The 21343-nt window shown below is 45.2% G+C and carries 17 protein-coding genes and 1 riboswitch; of the genes, 10 read left to right on the forward strand and 7 right to left on the reverse strand.

What is annotated here, in order from left to right; translation table 11 throughout:
* Positions 1-89: 89 nt before the first annotated feature.
* Complete coding sequence (locus OCU90_RS03355; protein ID WP_061023984.1) at positions 90-521, reverse strand: type IV pilin protein; 432 nt, start codon at positions 519-521, stop codon at positions 90-92.
* Positions 522-623: 102 nt separating this feature from the next.
* Between OCU90_RS03355 and OCU90_RS03360 the strand changes: the two genes are divergently transcribed.
* From OCU90_RS03360 to tadA, 7 genes are all read left to right on the forward strand, one after another.
* Positions 624-1130 (forward strand): GspH/FimT family pseudopilin, encoded by a 507-nt coding sequence (locus OCU90_RS03360; protein ID WP_016796756.1) that lies wholly within the window; start codon positions 624-626, stop codon positions 1128-1130.
* Entirely contained in the window at positions 1111-1743 is a 633-nt protein-coding gene (locus tag OCU90_RS03365) for a PilW family protein (RefSeq protein WP_004735169.1), read from the forward strand. Before OCU90_RS03360 ends, OCU90_RS03365 begins: the two co-directional genes overlap by 20 nt.
* Positions 1740-3080 (forward strand): hypothetical protein, encoded by a 1341-nt coding sequence (locus OCU90_RS03370; RefSeq protein ID WP_061023988.1) that lies wholly within the window; start codon positions 1740-1742, stop codon positions 3078-3080. Before OCU90_RS03365 ends, OCU90_RS03370 begins: the two co-directional genes overlap by 4 nt.
* On the forward strand, positions 3070-3519 hold the full coding sequence (locus tag OCU90_RS03375) for a prepilin-type N-terminal cleavage/methylation domain-containing protein (protein WP_061023990.1): 450 nt from the start codon (positions 3070-3072) through the stop codon (positions 3517-3519). Before OCU90_RS03370 ends, OCU90_RS03375 begins: the two co-directional genes overlap by 11 nt.
* Positions 3520-3816: 297 nt before the next feature.
* Positions 3817-5379 carry an AbgT family transporter gene (locus OCU90_RS03380; RefSeq protein WP_004735172.1) on the forward strand — a complete coding sequence of 521 codons (1563 nt, stop codon included), beginning with the start codon at positions 3817-3819 and terminating at the stop codon, positions 5377-5379.
* A gap of 237 nt (positions 5380-5616) precedes the next feature.
* Complete coding sequence (locus tag OCU90_RS03385) at positions 5617-6906, forward strand: hemolysin family protein (RefSeq protein ID WP_061023992.1); 1290 nt, start codon at positions 5617-5619, stop codon at positions 6904-6906.
* An 81-nt stretch (positions 6907-6987) separates the two neighbouring features.
* Positions 6988-7644 carry a tRNA adenosine(34) deaminase TadA gene (gene tadA, locus OCU90_RS03390; RefSeq protein WP_061023994.1) on the forward strand — a complete coding sequence of 219 codons (657 nt, stop codon included), beginning with the start codon at positions 6988-6990 and terminating at the stop codon, positions 7642-7644.
* Positions 7645-7702: 58 nt separating this feature from the next.
* Here the strand turns inward: tadA and OCU90_RS03395 are convergent, their stop codons facing one another.
* Positions 7703-7837, reverse strand: coding sequence for a hypothetical protein (locus tag OCU90_RS03395; RefSeq protein WP_261809212.1), 135 nt, complete (start codon positions 7835-7837; stop codon positions 7703-7705).
* Positions 7838-8138: 301 nt separating this feature from the next.
* Positions 8139-9707, reverse strand: coding sequence for a membrane-bound lytic murein transglycosylase MltF (gene mltF / locus OCU90_RS03400; protein WP_061023996.1), 1569 nt, complete (start codon positions 9705-9707; stop codon positions 8139-8141).
* Between the two features lie 329 nt (positions 9708-10036).
* Between mltF and purL the strand changes: the two genes are divergently transcribed.
* Together purL and OCU90_RS03410 are read left to right on the forward strand one after the other, a co-directional pair.
* On the forward strand, positions 10037-13993 hold the full coding sequence (gene purL, locus OCU90_RS03405) for a phosphoribosylformylglycinamidine synthase (RefSeq protein WP_061023998.1): 3957 nt from the start codon (positions 10037-10039) through the stop codon (positions 13991-13993).
* 263 nt (positions 13994-14256) lie between these two features.
* Positions 14257-14790: a DUF3332 domain-containing protein gene (locus OCU90_RS03410; protein ID WP_061024000.1), complete on the forward strand. Its 534-nt coding sequence runs from the start codon at positions 14257-14259 to the stop codon at positions 14788-14790.
* A gap of 83 nt (positions 14791-14873) precedes the next feature.
* Here OCU90_RS03410 and dapD read toward each other — a convergent pair whose 3' ends face one another.
* A complete protein-coding gene (dapD, locus tag OCU90_RS03415) occupies positions 14874-15905 on the reverse strand; it encodes a 2,3,4,5-tetrahydropyridine-2,6-dicarboxylate N-succinyltransferase (RefSeq protein ID WP_004735181.1) in 1032 nt (343 codons plus the stop codon).
* Positions 15906-16410: 505 nt separating this feature from the next.
* Between dapD and ushA the strand changes: the two genes are divergently transcribed.
* Entirely contained in the window at positions 16411-18111 is a 1701-nt protein-coding gene (gene ushA, locus OCU90_RS03420; protein ID WP_061024003.1) for a bifunctional UDP-sugar hydrolase/5'-nucleotidase UshA, read from the forward strand.
* 84 nt (positions 18112-18195) lie between these two features.
* Here the strand turns inward: ushA and OCU90_RS03425 are convergent, their stop codons facing one another.
* The 3 genes from OCU90_RS03425 to OCU90_RS03435 form a co-directional block, all read right to left on the reverse strand.
* Positions 18196-18837 carry a MarC family protein gene (locus tag OCU90_RS03425; protein ID WP_017079911.1) on the reverse strand — a complete coding sequence of 214 codons (642 nt, stop codon included), beginning with the start codon at positions 18835-18837 and terminating at the stop codon, positions 18196-18198.
* A gap of 494 nt (positions 18838-19331) precedes the next feature.
* Positions 19332-20321, reverse strand: coding sequence for a GGGtGRT protein (locus OCU90_RS03430; protein WP_061024005.1), 990 nt, complete (start codon positions 20319-20321; stop codon positions 19332-19334).
* A 24-nt stretch (positions 20322-20345) separates the two neighbouring features.
* Positions 20346-21038 (reverse strand): iron-sulfur cluster assembly scaffold protein, encoded by a 693-nt coding sequence (locus tag OCU90_RS03435; protein WP_017084447.1) that lies wholly within the window; start codon positions 21036-21038, stop codon positions 20346-20348.
* A 194-nt stretch (positions 21039-21232) separates the two neighbouring features.
* A riboswitch (Fluoride riboswitch) is annotated at positions 21233-21316 on the reverse strand.
* Positions 21317-21343: the final 27 nt, after the last annotated feature.

The following is a 21343-nucleotide window of genomic DNA, read 5'->3' on the forward strand; positions in this document are numbered from 1 at the left end:
TTGTATCTGTAGATCAAAGAAAGAAGATCAGAGAAGAAAGAGTCTAGATTTCTCAGATAGATTATCGAGCCCTTTGGTGGTTGCTCTTGTTACTTCCAACACGCTTCTGGCTCTGAAACACCCGAGTGGTGTAATTCCAATATATCGGTAATTGAATCTAAACATCCATCATTCACTTGCTGTGAAAGTGGTTCTGCTTGAATGGCATAGGTTGTACTACTCGCCGAAATCGCTAACGTGTATCGGCTGGTGTCGGTATCGCAAAACAAACATGTCCCTCCGGAAATAATATTCTCCGCTGCGGATGCATAGTTCCCCGTGTACAGCGTCTCCATTTCCAATTGTATCTTTGTCATATCAGCTATCGCTGTGACTCGATGCGCTTTGATTACATGGTTTGTATAACTTGGATAGGCAATGGCGCCAAGTATCCCCACGATGGCGACTGCGATCAATAATTCGATCAATGTCATCCCTCTAATGCTTAAGTTGTTGTTGTTGCATATATTTCTTCGAATCATCGCGAGTAGTTTCCTTTAATATCTCAGCCTATTTTTCTCCGGTGGTAGCATCGGCGCAAGGTTAAATACGGTTACGAGCGGTATTACATAGGAAATTGGGAAATGACTCGCGGGTTTACTTTATTAGAGCTTTTAATCACGGTGTCGGTGTTATCGATACTGATAGCGACGGCTGCCCCGAGTTTTAGTTCAGTAACGCAAACTGTGAAGATGCAGCGATTGGCTAGCGAGTTGAATGGTTTCCTTATTCAGGCCAAGTCAGAGTCAGTAAAAAGGAATCAAGATCTTTGGGTTCATTTCTCTATGGATAAAAATGAAGAGCAATCTACAGGGGAGTGGAGTCTGTTGTTGAAGCCGACCGAAGATCTCTCCGGCGAAACGCTGGTGATGCTATCGGGTCAACCGTTTCGAGATGTCTCATTTTCTCATAACTACACAGGCGCAAGAATTAGCTTTGAGAGTGTGAGAGGAAGGCCAGCAAGAGGGACGATTTACCTTTCTCCTAATACAGCTTCAACCGATCGGATGTTGATCAAATTATCCAGTCCACCGGGGCGAATTAAGGTGTGCGGTGAATCGAGTGCACAGTATGGCTATGATGCCTGTTAAATCGACAGCGGTAGCTCCTAGCAAGCAGCAAGGCACATCATTAATTGAGTTAATGGTGGCGTCTGTGATTGGTGTGTTCGCGATTTCGATTATCGGTAGTGTCTTTATAACAGGGCAGAGAATTGCTAAAGATAAAGGCATTGAGTTATTACTGCTGCAAAATCTAACCAGTACGATGCAGGTGATGAAGGAGGATATCCAACGGGCGGGCTACGATGGCTCTAATGGTTACTCAATCAAGCTGTCTGGAGCGAGTAACACCATCCAAGTGAGTGGCGGTGTTGCCGTTGGGTTTGTCTATTTCAGAGAGGGCTCGAACGGAAACAAAGATAATCGAAATATCGTTTATCGGAAAGATGGAACCAAGCTGCAAATATGTGAGAAGGGCACCACTGTATCTGAGGCGATTCCTACTTTTAATCAGGTTACTGGATGTTACTCACTTTTCGATGACAGCCTGATCGAGGTAGACGCATTCAGCGTTGATGCTCAGTTATTAGAGCAGAACTCTATTAAAACCACGCTTACCGATATCAGCATTACGGCTTCAATTCCAACCGCAGGTGTTACCAAATCGGTTTCGGTTTCCGTTAAACAAAGGAACTGGCAATGATGGTGTTTAGAAAGCAACGCGGCGTGGTGACCTTGTTGATCACATCGGTGCTTTTAGTTGGTGCTTTAGTGGTGACGTTAGGAACGTATCGCAGTGTGTTTCATCAAATTAAAGTGGCTCAAAATGAGGTGCAAGGAAGGCAAAATCACTGGCGTTCAGAAGGTGGTTTAGAGTGTACTTATTCCTATCTACGTGAGCTCGATAAAACCGTTTTAGATATCAAAGATGCCAGTGCACGCCATGCCGACTTTTCTGATTGGTGTTCTCCATATGACAACGCCCCCCAAATTGAGGTTTCGGATAGTGCGAGTTCCATTGCTTATATTGTTGCATCTACAACCGATACACAGCTGCTATCTAAAACCATTCGTGAGAGCTCTCAGTTAGGAAGTGGGGCGATTCAATCAACAGGGCCGATTGAGATCATCGGTACATTGAGCCTGAAGCCTACAGTTAAAGAAGAACCGATCAATGGTAATGAATATGAATGCGTGAGTGTTACTTTTGCCGACCTTTTTACTTACCAATACGATTCAACACATGGTGATTCAGGACAAACGTTAGGCTTAGAAGTGCTCGACCCAAGTGCGGATGGTCCGTTTTCTGGTTTTGATGGCGTGTGTGATAGCGACTATAAGACGGAGATCCCTAAAGGCAGTTCGGGAAGTAGTTATTCAATCTATGCGCCTGATTCCTATCAAGGAACGAATCCGCTTCCCTTCAAAAAAGATTTTAATCCTGATCCTAATATGAACCCGTTTTATACCTTTTTTGGTATCGCTAAAACGGATCAAAATATTGTCGACTTATCTCAAGACACTGACCTTTTTAAGCACGTACAGATACTGAATGCGACAGAGTGTGGCACCGAAATCATGGACCATTTTACTCCTGGGCAAACCAAGGGATTGTGGGTTGAGGGAAATTGCCATATCAATTCAGCGGTTGCCGCCGCCAACAATCAATCTCAACTTCTAGTGATTCAAAATGGTGTGCTCGCGTTAAATGGTGCCATGACTTACAACGGTGTGATTTATCATTTGGTCGATTATCAAAAGAGTCATGTTAAAACTCGTATAGATGACTTCTGGGAAGCGCTTGTTACTCCTAATGTATTTGCACCTTTTATCAAAGACATCGATGACGCTACCGTCCTGAAAAAAAGTGTCGGGATTCAATTTGCTTCTGGTTTACCTTCAGGTGGCCTTATCTTCGATTCGCCACTTGGGGTGACAACGATTGTGGGTGATATGGATTTGGATTTTCGTTCAGAATCTAATCCGAGTGATCCGCCTTCTATTTATCAATGGAAGCGAGGATCATGGAATGACTTCTAAACAACGTGGTTTCAGTTTGATAGAGGTGCTTATCTCTTTTTTGCTCATCGGTGTTGCTTCGTTAGGGTTGGTTAAGCTGCAAGTTTATGCGGAGCAAAAGTCGGACTTTGCGCTTCACAGTGTAGAGGCACTTCACTTTGCTGAAAGGCAAATGGAATATTATCGAACGCGAGTCTCGGATGTGAGTGGGGCAGTAGGGCTTATTCCTTTTTCGCAACTCAATCAAGCGAACTATTGTCTCAACACGACAAGCTCAGATCCTTTATCCGGTTTGTCGGACTCTGGGTATGCGATGACTTGTGAGGTGGAGAATGCTGCTGGCGCTTTGTCGGGAGCGTTAAAAAGCATTACTGTTTCCGTTGCATGGCAAGATCGTATGAACCGTTCGCAAAGCATTTACCTCGAGACTATGCTCTCCAAATACAGTGAGTTTGATTGATCTATTAAGCAAACGTTTACTGCATGCCAAGGCCTACGCATCCCCTTTACTGATAGTTTTCACTCCTCGGACATTGTTTACGTGCCAGTTAAAACTCTGTATATGGAATGGTGTTTTTTGTGTTTTTATATTGTTGCTGTTGTACAGTATTTTTGCAAAATATGTCTCCATTTATGGAAAATGATGTGGAACCTTGTGCTTTTTAACAGCGACTTTAATAGAATATGTGCTGTACCAATAGGCCATGGTCAAAACTTTTATTAGGCCTAAACAAACAACATCACATATGGAGTTACAATGAGTAACCAAGCTGTAAAAAAAGCACCATCGACTGAGAAGATCAGTGGGATGGACCGCTTTCTAAACTTCATTGAACGCGCCGGCAACAAAATTCCAGACCCTGCAATTCTGTTCTTCTGGGCTCTAGTTATCGTATGGGTAGCATCTGCACTTTTATCGAATCTTTCATTCGACCTAATCAACCCTCAAACGGGTGCTGCTCTAGAAGTAAACAACCTATTAACTGGTGAAGCGCTTGCTAGCTTCCTAGCGAATATGGTTACCACGTTCACAGGCTTCGCACCGCTAGGCATCGTACTTGTTGCTATGTTAGGTGTTGGCGTTGCTGACTCTTCAGGCTTCATTACGACTGGCCTTAAGAAGATGTTGAACTTCACGCCAGCTAAGCTATTAACGCCAATGCTAATCCTTGTTGCTATCGTGTCTCACACAGCAGCAGATGCAGGTTACGTTCTAGTAATCCCTCTTGGCGGTATCATCTTCCACGCAGCGGGTCGTCACCCTCTAGCGGGTATTGCAGCAGCGTTTGCTGGTGTATCAGGTGGTTTCTCAGCGAACTTCATTCCTTCAGGTATTGACCCGCTACTAGCAGGCTTCACTCAAACAGCGGCAAACGTTCTTGACCCTGCATACGTGGTTAACCCTCTAGCGAACATTTTCTTTACTGGTTTGTCTTCAGTTCTCATTGTTGGTATCGGTTGGTACGTGACAGAGAAGATCATTGAACCTCGTCTTGCAAAAACTCCAGTAGATGAAGATGCTGAACAAGCACCTGATCTAGGTACGTTCACAGCGATTGAATCTAAAGCATTCAAATTCGCTGGTTGGGCAATGGTTGCAGGTATTGGTCTGCTTATCGCAGCTTTGGTTCCTGAAAACTCAGCACTTCGTTCGCCTGAAGGTGAACTAACGGCGTTCTCAGCACCAGTAATGAAGTCTATCGTTCCTCTGATCTTCATTCTGTTTATTATTCCGGGTATCGTCTACGGCCGTGTAGCGGGTACATTCAAGAATAGTAACGATGTTATCAAAGCGATGTCTGAGACAATGGCAACGATGGGCGCATACATTGTAATGTCGTTCTTCTGTGCTCAGTTCTTATCTGCATTTGCTCAATCAAACATCGGTACTATGCTGGCGCTTTACGGTGCTGAAGGCCTGAAAGCGATGGATCTTCCTGGTGAAGCAACGGTTGTTGGTATGATTCTACTAACGGCTGCAGTTAACCTTCTTGTAGGTTCTGCTTCAGCTAAGTGGGCACTGATTGGTCCTATCCTAGTTCCTATGCTAATGGTTGTGGGTATCTCTCCAGAGCTATCTCAAGCGGCTTACCGTGTAGGTGACTCAGTGTCTAACATCATCTCTCCACTGATGGTGTTCTTCCCACTGGTTGTTGTTTACTGTCAACGCTACGTTAAGTCGACAGGTATTGGTACTCTAGCTTCTCTAATGATGCCATTCTCGATTGCTATGCTAATCGGTTGGTCTATCTTCTTGCTAGGTTACTGGGCTCTTGGTATCCCACTAGGTATCCAAGCTCCTTACACTTACACAATGTAAGCTAAGTAAGAAAAGCAAAACAAACCAACATAAAAATCATCGAAGCCCGCACCGAAATGTGCGGGCTTTTTTTCGCCATCTGTTTCCGTTTTTTTATCCAAGATGTTTATAGCCAAGATTTTTTATATCCCAAACTTTCTATATCCAAAACTTTTTTATATTCAAAATAAAGGCACTCAGCTTATACTCCGGATCACGGCTAATTGTTGGCCGGTAAAATTAGGAAATCCAAGCCACATGAAGATTCTGCTTTTAGTAGGGTTAATTGTTTTAAATGGTCTGTTTGCCATGTCAGAGATTGCACTGGTAGCAGCAAAGAATAGTCGGCTGAAACGCTTAGCCGAAAAACATCGCTCCGCTCAGATTGCTCTAGAGCTCAAAGAAAACCCAACCCGCTTCCTTTCAACCATTCAAATCGGTATTACGGTAATCGGCCTACTCAGCGGTATTGTGGGCGAGGCGACGCTCTCTGCGCCACTGGCCGTTCAACTTGAGCTGTGGGGATTCGACCCAACACAAGCGAATATCTTGTCTACTGCGGTCGTCGTTGTCGGTATTACTTACTTCGCGATTGTTGTGGGTGAGCTAGTGCCAAAGCGTTTTGCTCAATCCCAAGCTGAAAACATTGCTGTGTTAGTCGCGCTGCCAATCTTCTGGTTATCTAAAATCGCGACGCCGTTTGTATTTGCGTTGTCGGCTTCAACCGAAGGTATTCTCAAGTTAATGGGACGTGGCGGTGAAGAAGACAGTGTCACTGAAGACGATATCCATGCACTGGTGAAAGAGGGCTCAGAATCTGGAGTGATTGAGCGCGGCGAGCAAGAGATGATTCGTAATATCTTGCAGCTTGATGATCGCCTTGTAAGCTCGTTGATGACGCCACGTCGAGACGTCGACTTTCTAGATATTGAGCAACCTGTAGAGCAGATATTTAAGAAACTACGCTCTTCAAAGCACAGTGTATTTCCACTATGCCAAGACCATCTCAATAAAGTGGTCGGTACGGTGTCGTCCAAAGCCTTGCTGAATCAGGCGGGCAATTTAAGTATTCAAGTGATCATGGGACTGTCTAAGTCGCCGATCTATGTTCCAGAATCGATGAAGGCACTGCGGCTACTTGGCTATTTTAAAGAGTCGGGTACCGAGATGGCATTCATTGTTGACGAGTATGGCGATGTGCAAGGCCTTGTGACTCATTACGATATTCTCGAAGCGATTGCAGGTGAGTTATCCAATAACCCTAATGACCTTTGGACAGAGCAAGTGGAAGACGGATTGCTGGTGGATGGTTTGATCCCTATCAGTGAGCTCAAGAATCGCCTAGAGCTGTCAGAGTTAGAAGGGGAAAGCGAAGGCTTCCAAACATTGAATGGCCTTGTGACTTGGCTAATCGGGCGTTTACCCGATACGGGAGAAGTCGTTCAGTGCCAGCAATGGCAGTTTGAAATTATCTCGGTCGAGAACAACCGTATTGTGAGTGTGAAAGCGACAAAAATAGTCAATGAGCTAGGCGATGCTATTAGTTAGATAAGTCGCTAGATATTTAACGAACAAGCCCGCGCTTGTTGTTCGTTATCTCTTTATTGTTCATAATCACTAAGATTAGGTATGCTTCTACGCATACCTTTTTTTGTTCTTATCCTTTGTTTTCTGGAGTTCCCTTTGTCAGACCATCAATTCACCCCTCAAGATGAAATCTTCATGCGACGCGCCATTGAGGTTGCTAAGCAAGCTGAGAAAGAGGGAGAGGTTCCCGTTGGTGCCGTGTTGGTAAAAGAGGGTGAGATTATTTCTGAAGGTTGGAACCGTTCTATTGGAAGCCACGATGCCACGGCACACGCAGAAATCGAAACTTTGCGTAAAGCTGGACAAGCTTTAGAAAACTATCGCTTACTCGATACCACGTTATACGTCACGCTTGAGCCTTGCCCAATGTGTGCAGGTGCCTTGTTACACAGCCGAGTAAAGCGCATTGTGTTTGGGGCTCCTGACTTAAAAGCGGGTGCAGCAGGTACGGTGTTAAATCTCTTTGAAAGCCAAGCCTCATACCACTATGCAGACGTGGAAAATGGTTTGTTAGAACAAGAGTGCCGTGAGCAACTGCAGGCGTTTTTTAAACGTCGTAGAAAAGAAATAAAAGAAAAGCGAAAGCTTGAGCGTCTGTTGGAAGAGCAGTGTTTAGAATCTGACAAGGCAAGTAATAAGAATAAGGTCAGCAACAAGAACAAGGTCTGTAACAAAAACAAGGTCTGTAACAAAAAATAACAGCAAGCTTTCGGCACTCTCGATAGCAAGAGTGCCGCAGAAAGCTTACTCGGTATATTTACTCAGAAAGTATCTGCATGAAAGTACGGTTGCGCCAAATGATTTTCTTCTTATTATTTGAAAGCATACGCTTACGACGGTTTGCAGCAACGGTCTTATCAAGGCGCTTCGATTTCAGTTTACTCTTCATCATTTCAACGATTTCCTATTTGTCGTCTGGCTTTGTAATTATGACTTCAGTTTTAATTATAGTGGTTATTTGTTTATGAGCTCTGTCGCGAACTTAGCGTTAGCTTTCTGAACCACTCTTGCAATGGTTAGTATCTGAATCCAACCGAGCATGATGTCGCTTATGGTGTGACGTTATAAAGTTCGATTGTTACTGCAATATGACACCTCAAATTTAACGGTCACTTTGCTGGTTTAGTTTCTCAATACGAACCAGTGGCTCATGTATAAAAAAAAGAGCAACGCTATATAGCATTGCTCTTTTTTTATTTGGAAGACTCAGCTTCATCGACAGCGGATTCAGCCGCACTGATTGTCGATTCAGCGCCCGAGATATCTAAAGGTGGGATAACAACTAAATCTTCAAGGCTCGCTTCTTCCTCTTTATTACGCTTATTCACATGGCCGATAATGCTTTGGTAATAACGGCGAATGTTCTCAACGTAATTCCTTGCTTCATCACCACGCGCATAACCGTAACGAGTTTTGCTGTAGTACTTCTTCTGTCTTAGTAGAGGAAGCCTGTCTTTCACATCACCCCAAGCGTCAGGATCACCGCCTTGTGCTTTGGTTAAGCGACGAGCATCCATCATGTGCCCGTAACCTACGTTATATGAGGCAAGCGCAAACCAGATCTTTTCGTGTTGAGTGATTGAGTCGGGCACTCGGTTAACGATACGACGCAGGTATTCAACCCCGCCTTGTACCGACTGTTTAGGGTCAAGACGATTGGTCACACCAACGCTCTTCGCAGTTGGTAGCGTTAACATCATCATGCCTCGAACACCGGTTGGAGAGCGTGCGACAGGATTCCAGTGTGACTCTTGGTATGCCAAAGCAGCAATCAAGCGCCAATCAAATTCTTGCGAATATTTCTGAAACAGTGGAGACCATTTTGGCAGCTTGCTATCCAAGGCGCGGATAAAGGCACGAGTATCGACATAATCGAAGGTGCCGATATGGCCAATATATTTCTCTTCCAGTGAAGCGAGCTCACCAGACTGCTTTAGGTTACCGAAAAACTCAATCAGCAGCGCATAAAGGCTCTCATCTTCAGACTTCTGTAAATACCAAGAGATCGGTTGGTCTTCTGTAAGTTCAAAAGCCAAAGCGACGTCTGGGTATAAACGTTGTGCGAGTGACAGCTCAATCGAATCCGCCACAGTAAACAAGCGTTCCCCTGTAGAGACTTCTTTTAGCAAGTCGTTGATATCAGCATTGCCGATCGCATCGTAGATAAAGTCATCGTGTGTGTTTTGCAGCTGTTTTAATGTTGGCTCAAAGTGTGAGTCTTTCACTACAACCAAAGATGGCGTCAATGTGTCAGTAGTCGCTACCTCTTCTGATTCAGTTTGTGCTTTTACGAAATCAGCCTGACGTTCATTCTCGAACTTGATCAGTTGCTCAAGGTTTCTTGGTCGCCACTGGCCTTTTTTGTACACGACCTGCTGGCTTACATAGTAATAAGCGGGCGCGGCGCGATAGGCACGTGTCAGGTTGCTGTTTTGTGTTAACCCCGTTGCGATAAGATCGATCTCGCCTTTCTTTAAGGCAGGAAATAGGCCGGATAGACGGTAAGCAGGTTTAACCTCAAGCTTTACACCAAGCTCTTCTGCAAACTCGCGAGCTAACTCGTAGTCCAAGCCAGCAGGACCATCTGGACCGATGTAATAAGAGAGTTGGTTATTCAGGGTGCCGACACGAAGAACGCCACGCTCTCGTATCTGCTCAAGGACACTTTTAGGTTCAGATTCAATCTGGCATCCAGCCAACCCAAATAGGGCAATAGCGAGCAGAAGGAACTTAGACGAAAAGATGAGCGTAAATTTAGGCATCAAAATGAAATCTCGAAAAGTGGAAGCCCCTTTATACCAAACCCCGCAAGGCTGGCAAAGCAGGTTTATTTAAACAGTTGTAAAAGTGCTGATAAATGCAGCAAAAGTACCATTTACACAGAAAGATAAAAAAAATAACGCAAACGGTTGCTTTTGGTGTTACGTCACAAAAAGAAATGCTTTATAATGCGCTCGCATTGAAGAGGTGGAATCGGCATAGGTTTGGCAACCTTCGGGAATAGCTTCGAAGAAAACAGTTAGGTTGTTCCTATAACCCACTGAATTTATTCCAATACTACCTTAATCAACTGCATAAGAGACGTAAGCACATGAGAATTTTGCGTGGCTCCCCAGCTCTATCTGAGTTTCGTGTTAACAAGCTTTTAGAGCTTTGTCGTGAATTAAGCTTACCTGTAACAGGTATTTACGCTGAGTTTGCCCACTTTGCTGATCTAACGGCAGACCTAGATGAGTCTGAAGTTGAGAAGCTAGAAAAGCTACTGACTTACGGTCCAACGATTGAAGAGCATGAACCTGAAGGTTTACTGCTGCTTGCAACGCCACGCCCGGGCACTATCTCGCCTTGGTCTTCAAAATCAACAGATATCGCACACAACTGCGGACTGGCTAAAGTGTCACGTCTAGAGCGCGGTACTGCTTTCTACATTGAAACCTCTTCTGAACTTTCTGAGCTTCAACTTGTTGAGCTGAAAGCCATTCTGCACGACCGTATGATGGAAGTGGTTTTCACTGACTTCGAATCAGCGGCGGCACTGTTCACTGTTGCTGAGCCTGCTCCTTATGCGGAAGTTGACCTACTAACTGGTGGACGTAAAGCGCTTGAAAAAGCAAACGTTACCCTAGGTCTAGCACTTGCAGAAGACGAAATTGATTACCTTCTTGAAAGCTTCACTGAGAAGCTAGGTCGTAACCCGACTGACATCGAGCTAATGATGTTTGCACAAGCGAACTCAGAGCACTGTCGTCACAAGATCTTTAACGCTGATTGGACTATCGATGGCGTTAAGCAAGAAAAATCATTGTTCAAGATGATTAAGAACACCTTTGAAACGACACCAGAACACGTTCTGTCTGCTTATAAAGATAATGCAGCGGTAATGACAGGTTCTGAAGTCGGTCGTTTCTTCCCAGATCCAGAAACTCGCCAATACAACTACCACCAAGAAAAAACACACATCTTGATGAAAGTTGAAACGCACAACCACCCAACGGCAATCTCTCCATGGCCGGGCGCATCGACAGGTTCAGGCGGTGAAATCCGTGATGAAGGCGCGACTGGTATTGGCGGTAAGCCAAAAGCAGGCCTTGTTGCTTTCTCTGTATCTAACCTGAAAATTCCGAACTTCGTTCAACCTTGGGAAACAGACTTTGGTAAGCCAAGCCGTATCGTTACTGCTTTGGATATCATGCTTGAAGGTCCTCTTGGTGGCGCAGCATTCAACAACGAATTTGGTCGTCCAAACCTATTAGGTTACTTCCGTACTTACGAAGAGAAAGTAAACTCTCACGCAGGTGAAGAAGTACGTGGTTACCACAAGCCAATCATGCTGGCTGGTGGTCTAGGTAACATTCGTGATGATCATGTTCAGAAGAAAGAGATCCCAGTAGGTGCAAGCCTAATTGTTCTTGGCGGTCCAGCAATGAACATCGGCCTTGGTGGCGGTGCTGCATCTTCAATGGATTCTGGTTCTTCTTCTGAAGACTTAGATTTTGCTTCTGTACAACGTGAAAACCCAGAGATGGAACGTCGTTGTCAGGAAGTTATCGACCGTTGTTGGCAGCTTGGTGATGCGAACCCAATCGCATTTATCCACGACGTGGGCGCGGGCGGAATCTCGAATGCACTTCCTGAGCTAGTCGACGATGGCGAGCGTGGCGGTATCTTTAACTTACGTGACGTGCCAAACGATGAGCCGGGCATGAGCCCACTTGAGATCTGGTGTAACGAATCTCAAGAGCGTTACGTAATGGCGGTTGCTGATAAAGACTTAGCGACATTTGAAGCGATTTGTAAGCGTGAACGCGCTCCATTCGCGATTGTTGGTAAAGCAACAGAAGAACGTGATCTTAAATTAGAAGATTCACACTTCGACAACACGCCAATCGACATGCCGATGGACATCCTATTAGGTAAAACGCCTAAGATGCACCGTGACGCGAAGACGCTAAAAGCAAACAACCCTGCGATTGACCGTTCTGGTATCGAACTAAACGAAGCGGTTGACCGTATTCTTCGCCTACCAACAGTGGCAGAGAAAACATTCCTTATTACTATCGGTGACCGCTCGGTAACAGGCCTTGTGGCTCGTGACCAAATGGTTGGCCCATGGCAGGTTCCTGTTGCTAACTGTGCAGTAACAGCAGCAAGTTACGACTCTTACCACGGTGAGGCAATGTCTCTTGGTGAGCGTACGCCAGTAGCACTACTAGATTTCGGCGCATCAGCTCGTCTAGCGGTTGGTGAAGCAATCACTAACATCGCAGCGACCAACATCGGCGATATTAAACACATTAAATTGTCAGCTAACTGGATGTCTCCAGCAGGTCACCCTGGTGAAGATGCAGGCCTTTACGAAGCGGTTAAAGCCGTAGGTGAAGAACTATGTCCAGCACTGGGTCTAACTATCCCTGTGGGTAAAGACTCAATGTCGATGAAGACTAAGTGGGAAGAGAATGGCGAGCAGAAAGAAGTCACATCTCCGCTATCTCTTGTTATCACTGCGTTTGCACGTGTTGAAGATGTTCGTAAGACGATTACTCCTCAGCTTCGTACCCCGAATAACCTTGAAGGCTTAGGCGCTACAAGCTTAGTACTTATCGACCTAGGTAACGGCAAAAACCGTATGGGTGCTACAGCACTAGCGCAGGTTTACAAGCAGCTTGGTGACAAGCCAGCAGACGTAGACAATGCAGCACAACTAAAAGGTTTCTACGAAGGCATTCAAGCACTTGTAGCGAACGACCAAGTTGTCGCTTACCACGATAAAGGCGATGGTGGTCTATTCGTAACGCTAGCTGAAATGGCGTTCGCAGGTCACTGTGGTGTTAATGCTGATATTGCAGCGCTTTTATCTGCATCAGAGAACAGCGAAGATACGCTTGCGGCACTCTTTAACGAAGAGCTAGGTGCAGTTATCCAAGTTCGTAACGACGACCTAGACGCAGTTCTTTCTACTCTTGCAGCAAATGGCCTAGAAGCATGTTCACATGTGATTGGCAGCGTTGTTGGTGAAGGGGAAGCATCAGATGAAGTAGTGATTAAGTCAGGCACAGACGTTGTAATCCAGCGTAACCGTACTGAACTACGTACTATCTGGGCTGAGACTACGCATAAAATGCAAGGTCTACGTGATAATCCAATCTGTGCAGACCAAGAACATGAAGCGAAAAAAGACAACTCAGACCCAGGTCTAAACGTTAGCCTAAGCTTTGACGTAAACGAAGACATTGCAGCGCCATTCATCAATGCTCCTATGATAAATACAGGCGCTAAGCCTAAGATGGCGATTCTCCGTGAGCAGGGTGTTAACTCTCACGTTGAAATGGCAGCAGCATTTGACCGCGCAGGCTTCGAAGCGACTGATATTCACATGAGCGACATCCTAACGGGTCAAGCGGTACTAGAAGAGTACAACGGCCTTGTGGCATGTGGTGGCTTCTCTTACGGTGATGTACTGGGCGCTGGTGAAGGTTGGGCTAAGTCGGTTCTATTTAACGACTCTACTCGTGACCAATTTGAAAACTTCTTCAAGCGTGAAGATACTTTCTCTCTAGGTGTGTGTAACGGTTGTCAGATGTTGTCTAACCTGCGTGAACTTATCCCGGGTGCTGAGTACTGGCCACGTTTCGTTCGTAACGAATCTGAGCGTTTTGAAGCTCGTTTCAGCCTAGTTGAAGTTCAGAAGTCTGACTCAGTATTCTTCAACGGCATGGAAGGTTCTCGTATGCCAATCGCTGTTTCTCACGGTGAAGGCCGCGTAGAAGTGCGTGATAACGACCACCTAAACGCGATTGAAAACTCAGGTACGGTTGCTCTACGTTACGTTGATAACAACGGTAACCAAACGCAGCAATACCCGAATAACCCGAACGGTTCGCCAAACGCTATCACTGGTCTAACAACGACCGATGGCCGCGTGACTATCATGATGCCGCACCCAGAGCGTGTATTCCGCACGGTTGCAAACTCTTGGTCTCCAGAAGGTTGGGGCGAGAACGGCGCTTGGATGCGCATGTTCCAAAACGCACGTAAGAATGTGGGTTAATCACTTTCTTACAGGCCGCATTAATCTAGGCTAGGTTAAGAAAAAATGAAAAGCGCAGATCGAAAGGTCTGCGCTTTTTTATTTTCAAAATTTAGGAACCAGAGCGAAAAAATTAACGTTTGCAGTTTGCTGTTCTAAAAATCTCCACTACGCTAAATGTTATGGAATCAATTTGTTAGGCCATCATTTCTTGTATTCATACAAGAACAATTCAATTTGGCCGTTCAAAAACTGAATCAATCATCGTGGCATAAGAGGGATCTATGAAAACAACAATCACAAAAGCAGTTGCAGTGGCAGCGATTGTCATGTCGTTAGCTGGGTGTGTCGGTAGTAACGCCGTTACTGGGAAATTAATGAAGTTCAACGTAGAGGTTGTAGATAACCGTTACGCTCGTGCCGGGGTTAACTTCTTGCTTGCGCCAGTTTACGCGCTAACAACCGCAGCCGATTACATTGTATTTAACTCAATAGAATTCTGGGCGGGTAAAAACCCACTGACTGGCGCGCCTCATATATTCGATAGTAAAGTCGATACTATGATTGATGTGAACGATAGCCTCGATGATTCACTGAAAGATGCACCACTTGGGTTCAATAATCGCCATATTGAATGGGGTGAGATGCAACAGATCGATGAGAACACCATTCAAATGGACATCACTTATAACGATGGTCAGAAGGCTGTTCTGACGGGGATTCGTGATGGTGACAAGGTCAGTTACTACATGGATGGAACATTGGTTTCAGAGACTTCGATTCAAGCTCTTGAACAGCTAGCAGCAGAAAAAGCATAACCTTCCCTGTTTTACCGCTATAAAAGAAAAGCCGCTGGATTTAACCCCAGCGGCTTCGTATTTTCTAGCATCTAGCGCGTAGATTAGTTGTTGCTGTGTAGCTCGCTGTTCAGTTCAACAGCAGACTTGTTCGCAAGACATTCAATTTGGCCAGTAATCGAGTTACGACGGAACAGAAGGTCAGAAACGCCAGCAAGGTCACGGGCTTTAATGATTTCTACTTCGTTGCCTTCTTTATCTAGCATGCGAACTTTAGTACCTGCAGTCACGTAAAGACCAGACTCAACCGTGCAACGGTCGCCCATTGGGAAGCCAAGACCCGCGTTTGCGCCTAGCAGGCAGTTTTCGCCGATAGAGATAACCATAGTACCGCCGCCAGACAGAGTACCCATGATAGAAGCGCCGCCGCCGATGTCTGAACCGTTACCCACAACAACACCCGCAGAGATACGACCTTCAACCATGCTCACGCCAGTAGTACCCGCATTGAAGTTGATGAAACCTTCGTGCATTACCGTTGTGCCTTCGCCTACGTGTGCGCCAAGACGAACACGAGAAGTATCAGCAATACGAATACCTGTTGGTACTACGTAATCCACCATTTTAGGGAACTTGTCTACGCAATCTACAGACAGAGCGCGACCCGCAAGGCGAGCTTCGATTTGACGCTCTGGTAGCTCAGGAAGGTCGATTGGGCCTTCGTTTGTCCATGCGATGTTGTGCAGTAGACCGAAGATGCCGTCTAGTACTGTACCGTGTGGTTGTACTAGGCGGTTAGAGATAAGTTGTAGCTTTAGGAAGCCTTCAGCAACTGATGCTGGCTTCTCGTCAGCCGCAAGAACAACAAGAACAAGTGGCTGCTCAGATGCTGCTGCTTTTTCTGCGAAAGATGCGTTTGCTGCATCGTCGTTTGCTGCGAATGCTTTCGCCAGTTCTGCGCTTTGTGCAGCAGAGATTTCGATAGCTTGGTTGCCTTCAGCGTAACCTGACACTTCAGCTACAGCAGCTACAAGAGCGTCGCTTGGGTTTAGAAGTGGGTTAGGGAAGAACGCTTCAATGATTTTATTGTCGCGGTTTTTGGTTGCCGTACCGAAGGCTAGTGAAAAGTAAGCCATGTTGAATCTCCATGTGTTGAGTCTTGATTTTGCTATTCCATAACAGCGACTCGAATAACAAGCGCTGCCGTTAGCAAAGTTAATTTAATTGCGTTCATCATAAAGAGAGCGCCCTCGTTATGAAAGGGCGTATCGGGATAAAGTCTGTAAAATGATATTGCTTGTCTTTTGAGAGATAGTTTTCATTATCCGGATATTATACCTCGCTCTTAAATATGGGCGTGCTTACTTAAGTAGCGCGGTGCCATTTCATTTCCACACCTGACACTTATCTTTAGTCCATCCTCTTGTTAGCCGTATCAATAGAGTGAGTCACACTTTCTTTATAAATTCATGTTTATTATCAGAATTATTCGACTTCTGTTGATTAATCGCTTGTGCCTACAGTTAGGGTAAATACTCAATTTTCCAGACATGTAATTAAGAGAACGATCACTAAAACCCTGCAAGATGTCAGTATATTGCCTGCCATAACGACATTAAAACGATTAATAAAGGATCTTCTATGAATTTTACTAAGTCTTTACTGGTGCTCTCTATCGGCGTAGCGATGGTTGGCTGTGGCTCGGATAATGATGACATCACGGTGACATGTGACACTGCGGACTCTTGTACCAAGTTTACGGTTTTACATACTAACGATAACCATGGTCGCTTCTGGGAAAATAGTAAGGGTGAGTATGGAATGGCGGCTCGTAAGACGTTGATTGATAGTATTCGTGCGGAAGTGACTCAAAACGGTGGTGAGACGATCCTACTGTCCGGTGGTGACATTAATACTGGTGTTCCAGAGTCTGATATGCAGGATGCGGTACCAGATTTTGTTGGCATGAACCTTCTTGGTTACGATGCGATGGCATTAGGTAACCATGAATTCGACAACACCTTGGATGTGCTTGAGATGCAATCTGAGCTAGCTGACTTCCCGATGCTTGCGGCGAATATTTATATCAAAGATGGAGACACAGTTACTGATGAACGCCTTTTCTCTCCATATAAAGTATTCACCATCAATGGCTTAAAAGTTGCGGTTATTGGCCTAACAACCAAAGATACGGCGAAATTAGTTAACCCTGACAATGTCGCGACGATTCACTTTGCCGACCCACAAGTCGAAATTAAAAAAGCCATAAAAGAGATCGAGGCCAATGAAACGGTTGATCTGATTTTTGCTACCACGCATATGGGGCATTATGCTAATGGTCAACACGGCAGTGAAGCGCCTGGTGATGTGCTACTAGCACGCTCTCTAGAGGAAGGTCAGCTAGATGCAATTATCGGCGGGCACTCTCAAAATCCGGTTTGCATGGAAGGCAACGAATATGCTGATTTCAACCCAGGAGATGATTGTAAGCCGGATCAACAAAATGGTACCTATATCATGCAAGCTCATGAGTGGGGCAAGTATGTCGGTAGAGCTGATTTTGAGTTTTATGACGGAAAGCTGCATTTAGCGAAGTACGACCTGATACCTGTGAACTTAAAAGAGAAAGATGAAAATGGTGATTACCAATTTATCCAATCTGAAATTGAACCTAATTCAACAGTAATTGCTACTCTTTCCGCCTATCAGCAACAAGGTCAAGAGTTGTTGGATGTGATCATATCGAAAACCGATGCGAAGCTTGAAGGTGACCGTGATGTTGTGCGCGCAGAGCAAACCAACCTTGGTCATTTATTAGGTCACGCTTACCGTACTTACGATTTAGTGGACGCTGACTTCGGTGTGATGAATTCCGGTGGTGTTCGTGACTCAATTGCGGTAGGTGACATTGCTTATCGTGATGTACTTACAGTCCAACCTTTTGGCAATTTTGTAACCAAAGCAACAATGACGGGTGCTGAAGTAAAAGCGTATTTAGACGTTGTTGCGACTAAGACGGCAGGATCTGGCGCTTATGCACAATTGGATAATATTAGCTTAACTGTCGACTGTGATTTGAGTGATGTGACCATTAGAGAAATTAACAATAAAACTTTTAGCTTAACCGATACTTATACGTTCTCTGTTATCAGTTTCAGTGCGGCTGGTGGTGATGACTACCCAGTAATTGATGTTGAGTCGACGCAGTTGACGGATGCCGCTGTGCTGCGCGAGTTCTTCGTTAAGAACCCAGATGTCACTGCTGCGAATTACGCACCAGTGGATGGTGAGCTAATCTATATGAGCAATGGTTTAGAAGTAAAAGGCTGCCCTGCGAACTAATTTATAACTCATAAACAAAAACGACAAAGAAAATAGCCAGCGAATTGCTGGCTATTTTTGTATAAAAATCAGTGGAATTAGATGCTAGATAAACAACGCCTTATAAGCTTGTTCAATCCCTTCAATCAACATTTGCATACCGATAACGGCGAGTATCAAGCCCATCATTCGAGTAATCACGTTCAGTGCACTTGGCCCTACGGCTTTAACGAAGCGTTCGCCGAACACAAACAATACGTAGGTTAGGGTGCAGAGGAGGCCAAATGCCACGATGGTAATGATGGTCTCGTAAATCCCCTCGGTACTAGCAAAGTTCATCGCAGTGGCAATGGTGCCCGGTCCAGCCAGTATGGGCATGGCCAAAGGTGATACTGCGATACTTAGCGCTGCGTCTCGCTGGGCATCTGAGTTTACTTTCTCTTTTGCTTTTGAATGTGTTGAATCACCTTGCAGCATGTGAAAGCCAATCAAAAAGACCAGAATGCCGCCTGTGATACGCAGTGCGTACAGCGTGATACCAAAGAGGTCAAAGATCAGTTTGCCAGAAATCGCAAAAGTACTGACGATAACGAAGGCGATAAGTACCGATCGGAATGCGATAGATTTAACCGTTTCCCTATCATTATCACCGGTTAATCCAAGAAAGATGGGCGTATTAGCGATAGGGTTCATAATGGCAAAAAAGCCCATGAACACGGTAATGGTATGAATGATGAGCTCTTTCATATTATTCCTTTGAAAAGATGCAGTTAAATACTAGGGCGTGTTGAGCTTTCGAGCTGATTTTTGCAGCGAGTTGCTGGGCATTTATACAAGGCAGAGGCTTTGACGTGTAGCTGGCCTACATGAGAAGCCGATAACGTAGTAGAAATGACCAGCAAACGCTGCCCGAAGGGTTCGGCTAAAAGCGTTTTAATCTTTGTTGAGGGAGATTTGCTTAGAATGACTAGGCTACTTCTCCCTCGCCGCGATTAAAACGCTTTTATCTCGAACAAAATTTAACCACGAAAGGTCAACACGCCCTAATAGTTTGTGTATTTAATCTTAGATACAAATAATTATTAGAAATAGATAGTAGAGCAAGTGTGAATAAAAAACAGCCAGCATAAGGCTGGCTGTTTGGTTTTAGTGATAGGTGTAGAGTTTTGGTCGTCCGTTATTGCTTGATTCTCAATTAACGGAATCAAGCAATGGATAGATTGCGGCGCTCAATTTTGTCGTTATGCGTTCAAAGATTCGCTCACCGCCACAGCCAATGCAACTGTCGCACCGACCATTGGGTTGTTACCCATACCGATGAAGCCCATCATTGCCACGTGAGCCGGAACAGAAGAGCTACCTGCAAACTGAGCGTCAGCGTGCATTCTGCCCATGGTATCTGTCATGCCGTAAGACGCTGGGCCAGCTGCCACGTTATCTGGGTGCAATGTTCTACCTGTACCGCCGCCTGAAGCAACTGAGAAGTAAGGTAAACCTTGGCGAGTACGTTCTGCTTTGTAGATACCTGCAACAGGGTGTTGGAAGCGCGTTGGGTTAGTTGAGTTACCCGTAATACTTACATCCACTTCTTCTCTGTGCATGATTGCTACGCCTTCACGTACATCATCAGCGCCGTAACACAAGATCTCTCCGCGAGGGCCTTGTGAGAAACGGCGACGTTCTGTTTCAACAAGTTCACCCGTTTGGTAATCGTATTGAGTGCGAACATAGGTAAAACCATTGATGCGAGAGATTAAGTAAGCCGCATCTTTACCTAGACCATTGAGTATTACCTTCAATGGGTTGTGACGTGATTTGTTGACGTTGAGTGCGATTTTAATCGCACCTTCTGCAGCAGCAAAAGATTCATGGCCCGCAAGGAAAGCAAAGCAGTGGCTTTCTTCATTTAGAAGACGTGCAGCCAATGCGCCGTGGCCTATACCCACTTGACGTTGCTCAGCAACACTGCCGGGTTTAGTGAATGCTTGAAGGCCTTCACCAATGATATTTGCAGCTTGTTCAGCGTTGGTTGCTTTGCGAAATAACGCCAGTGCTGAGCCAAGAATATAAGCATCGGCAGCGCTTTCAAAAGCAATAGGTTGGGTGTCCATCACCATGGCTTTTGGGTCGACATTGTGTGATTTACAGTATTGGTTCGCTTGCTCTAAAGAGTCGAAGTTCATTTCTGCCAATACGCGAGTTACTGATTCATTAAATTGAGTGTTCATCATATCTTTCCTCTAAATTGGCAAAAATTATTGTTGGCGTGGGTTAATGGTGGTTACGGCTTCATCGAAGCGACCGTAAGTTCCCATAGCAAGGTCTGCAGCTTCATTGGCTGACATACCTTGATTTATCGCCTTCATCATTTTGCCGAGGTTGAGATACTCGTAGCCAATCACTTCGCTGTGGTCATCAAGTGCAAGCTTGGTCACGTAACCCTCTGCAAGCTCTAGGTAACGTACGCCTTTCGCTGCGGTTGAGTAGCTAGTACCCACTTGGCTGCGTTGTGTTTGACCTAAGTCTTCTAATGCGGCGCCAATTTCTAGACCGCCTTCAGAGAAAGCAGACTGAGTTCGACCGTAAACAAATTGCAGAAAGATCTCGCGCATTGCTACGTTAATAGCGTCACACACTAAGTCGGTATTTAGGGCTTCAAGAATGGTTCTTCCGGTGAGGATTTCGGCTGCCATCGCGGCTGATTGAGTCATGCCTGAACAACCAATCGTTTCGATTAGTGCTTCTTCGATGATGCCGTTTTTTACGTTCAGCGTTAGTTTTGCTGCACCTTGTTGTGGTGCACAAGTGCCGACGCCATGGCTTAAGCCAGAAATAGCGATAACGTCTTTTGGACTAACCATAGCGCCTTCAACTGGAATTGGCGCTGAAGTGTGCAGATCACCCCTTTGAATAGGGCACATTGATTGAATTTCTGAAGAGTAGTGCATAATGTTTTCTCACAGTTAGAGTCATTGAAGACCTAGAGTGTTGAGAAAACAGGACGTGTTGGAAGAGGTGCGGCTAATTCACTACAGATCTTGAGTATCGATAATCCAAAGGTGTCATGAAGCTCGGTCTTAAGAGACTAAGCCCATTTCAAAATGGAGGAATAGCGATACATCCAACAGTATTACCTGTTTTCGATTCTGTAGGAGTCATTAGCACTGTTCGAAAGAACGGGCGGTTGAAGCAAAAGCTTAGGTGGAACCCCATCACCTGATGGCTATAGATTAGATCTTTATCACACTTTCAT

It is taken from the genome of Vibrio splendidus (assembly GCF_024347615.1).
GTDB classification, from domain to species: Bacteria; Pseudomonadota; Gammaproteobacteria; order Enterobacterales; family Vibrionaceae; genus Vibrio; species Vibrio splendidus.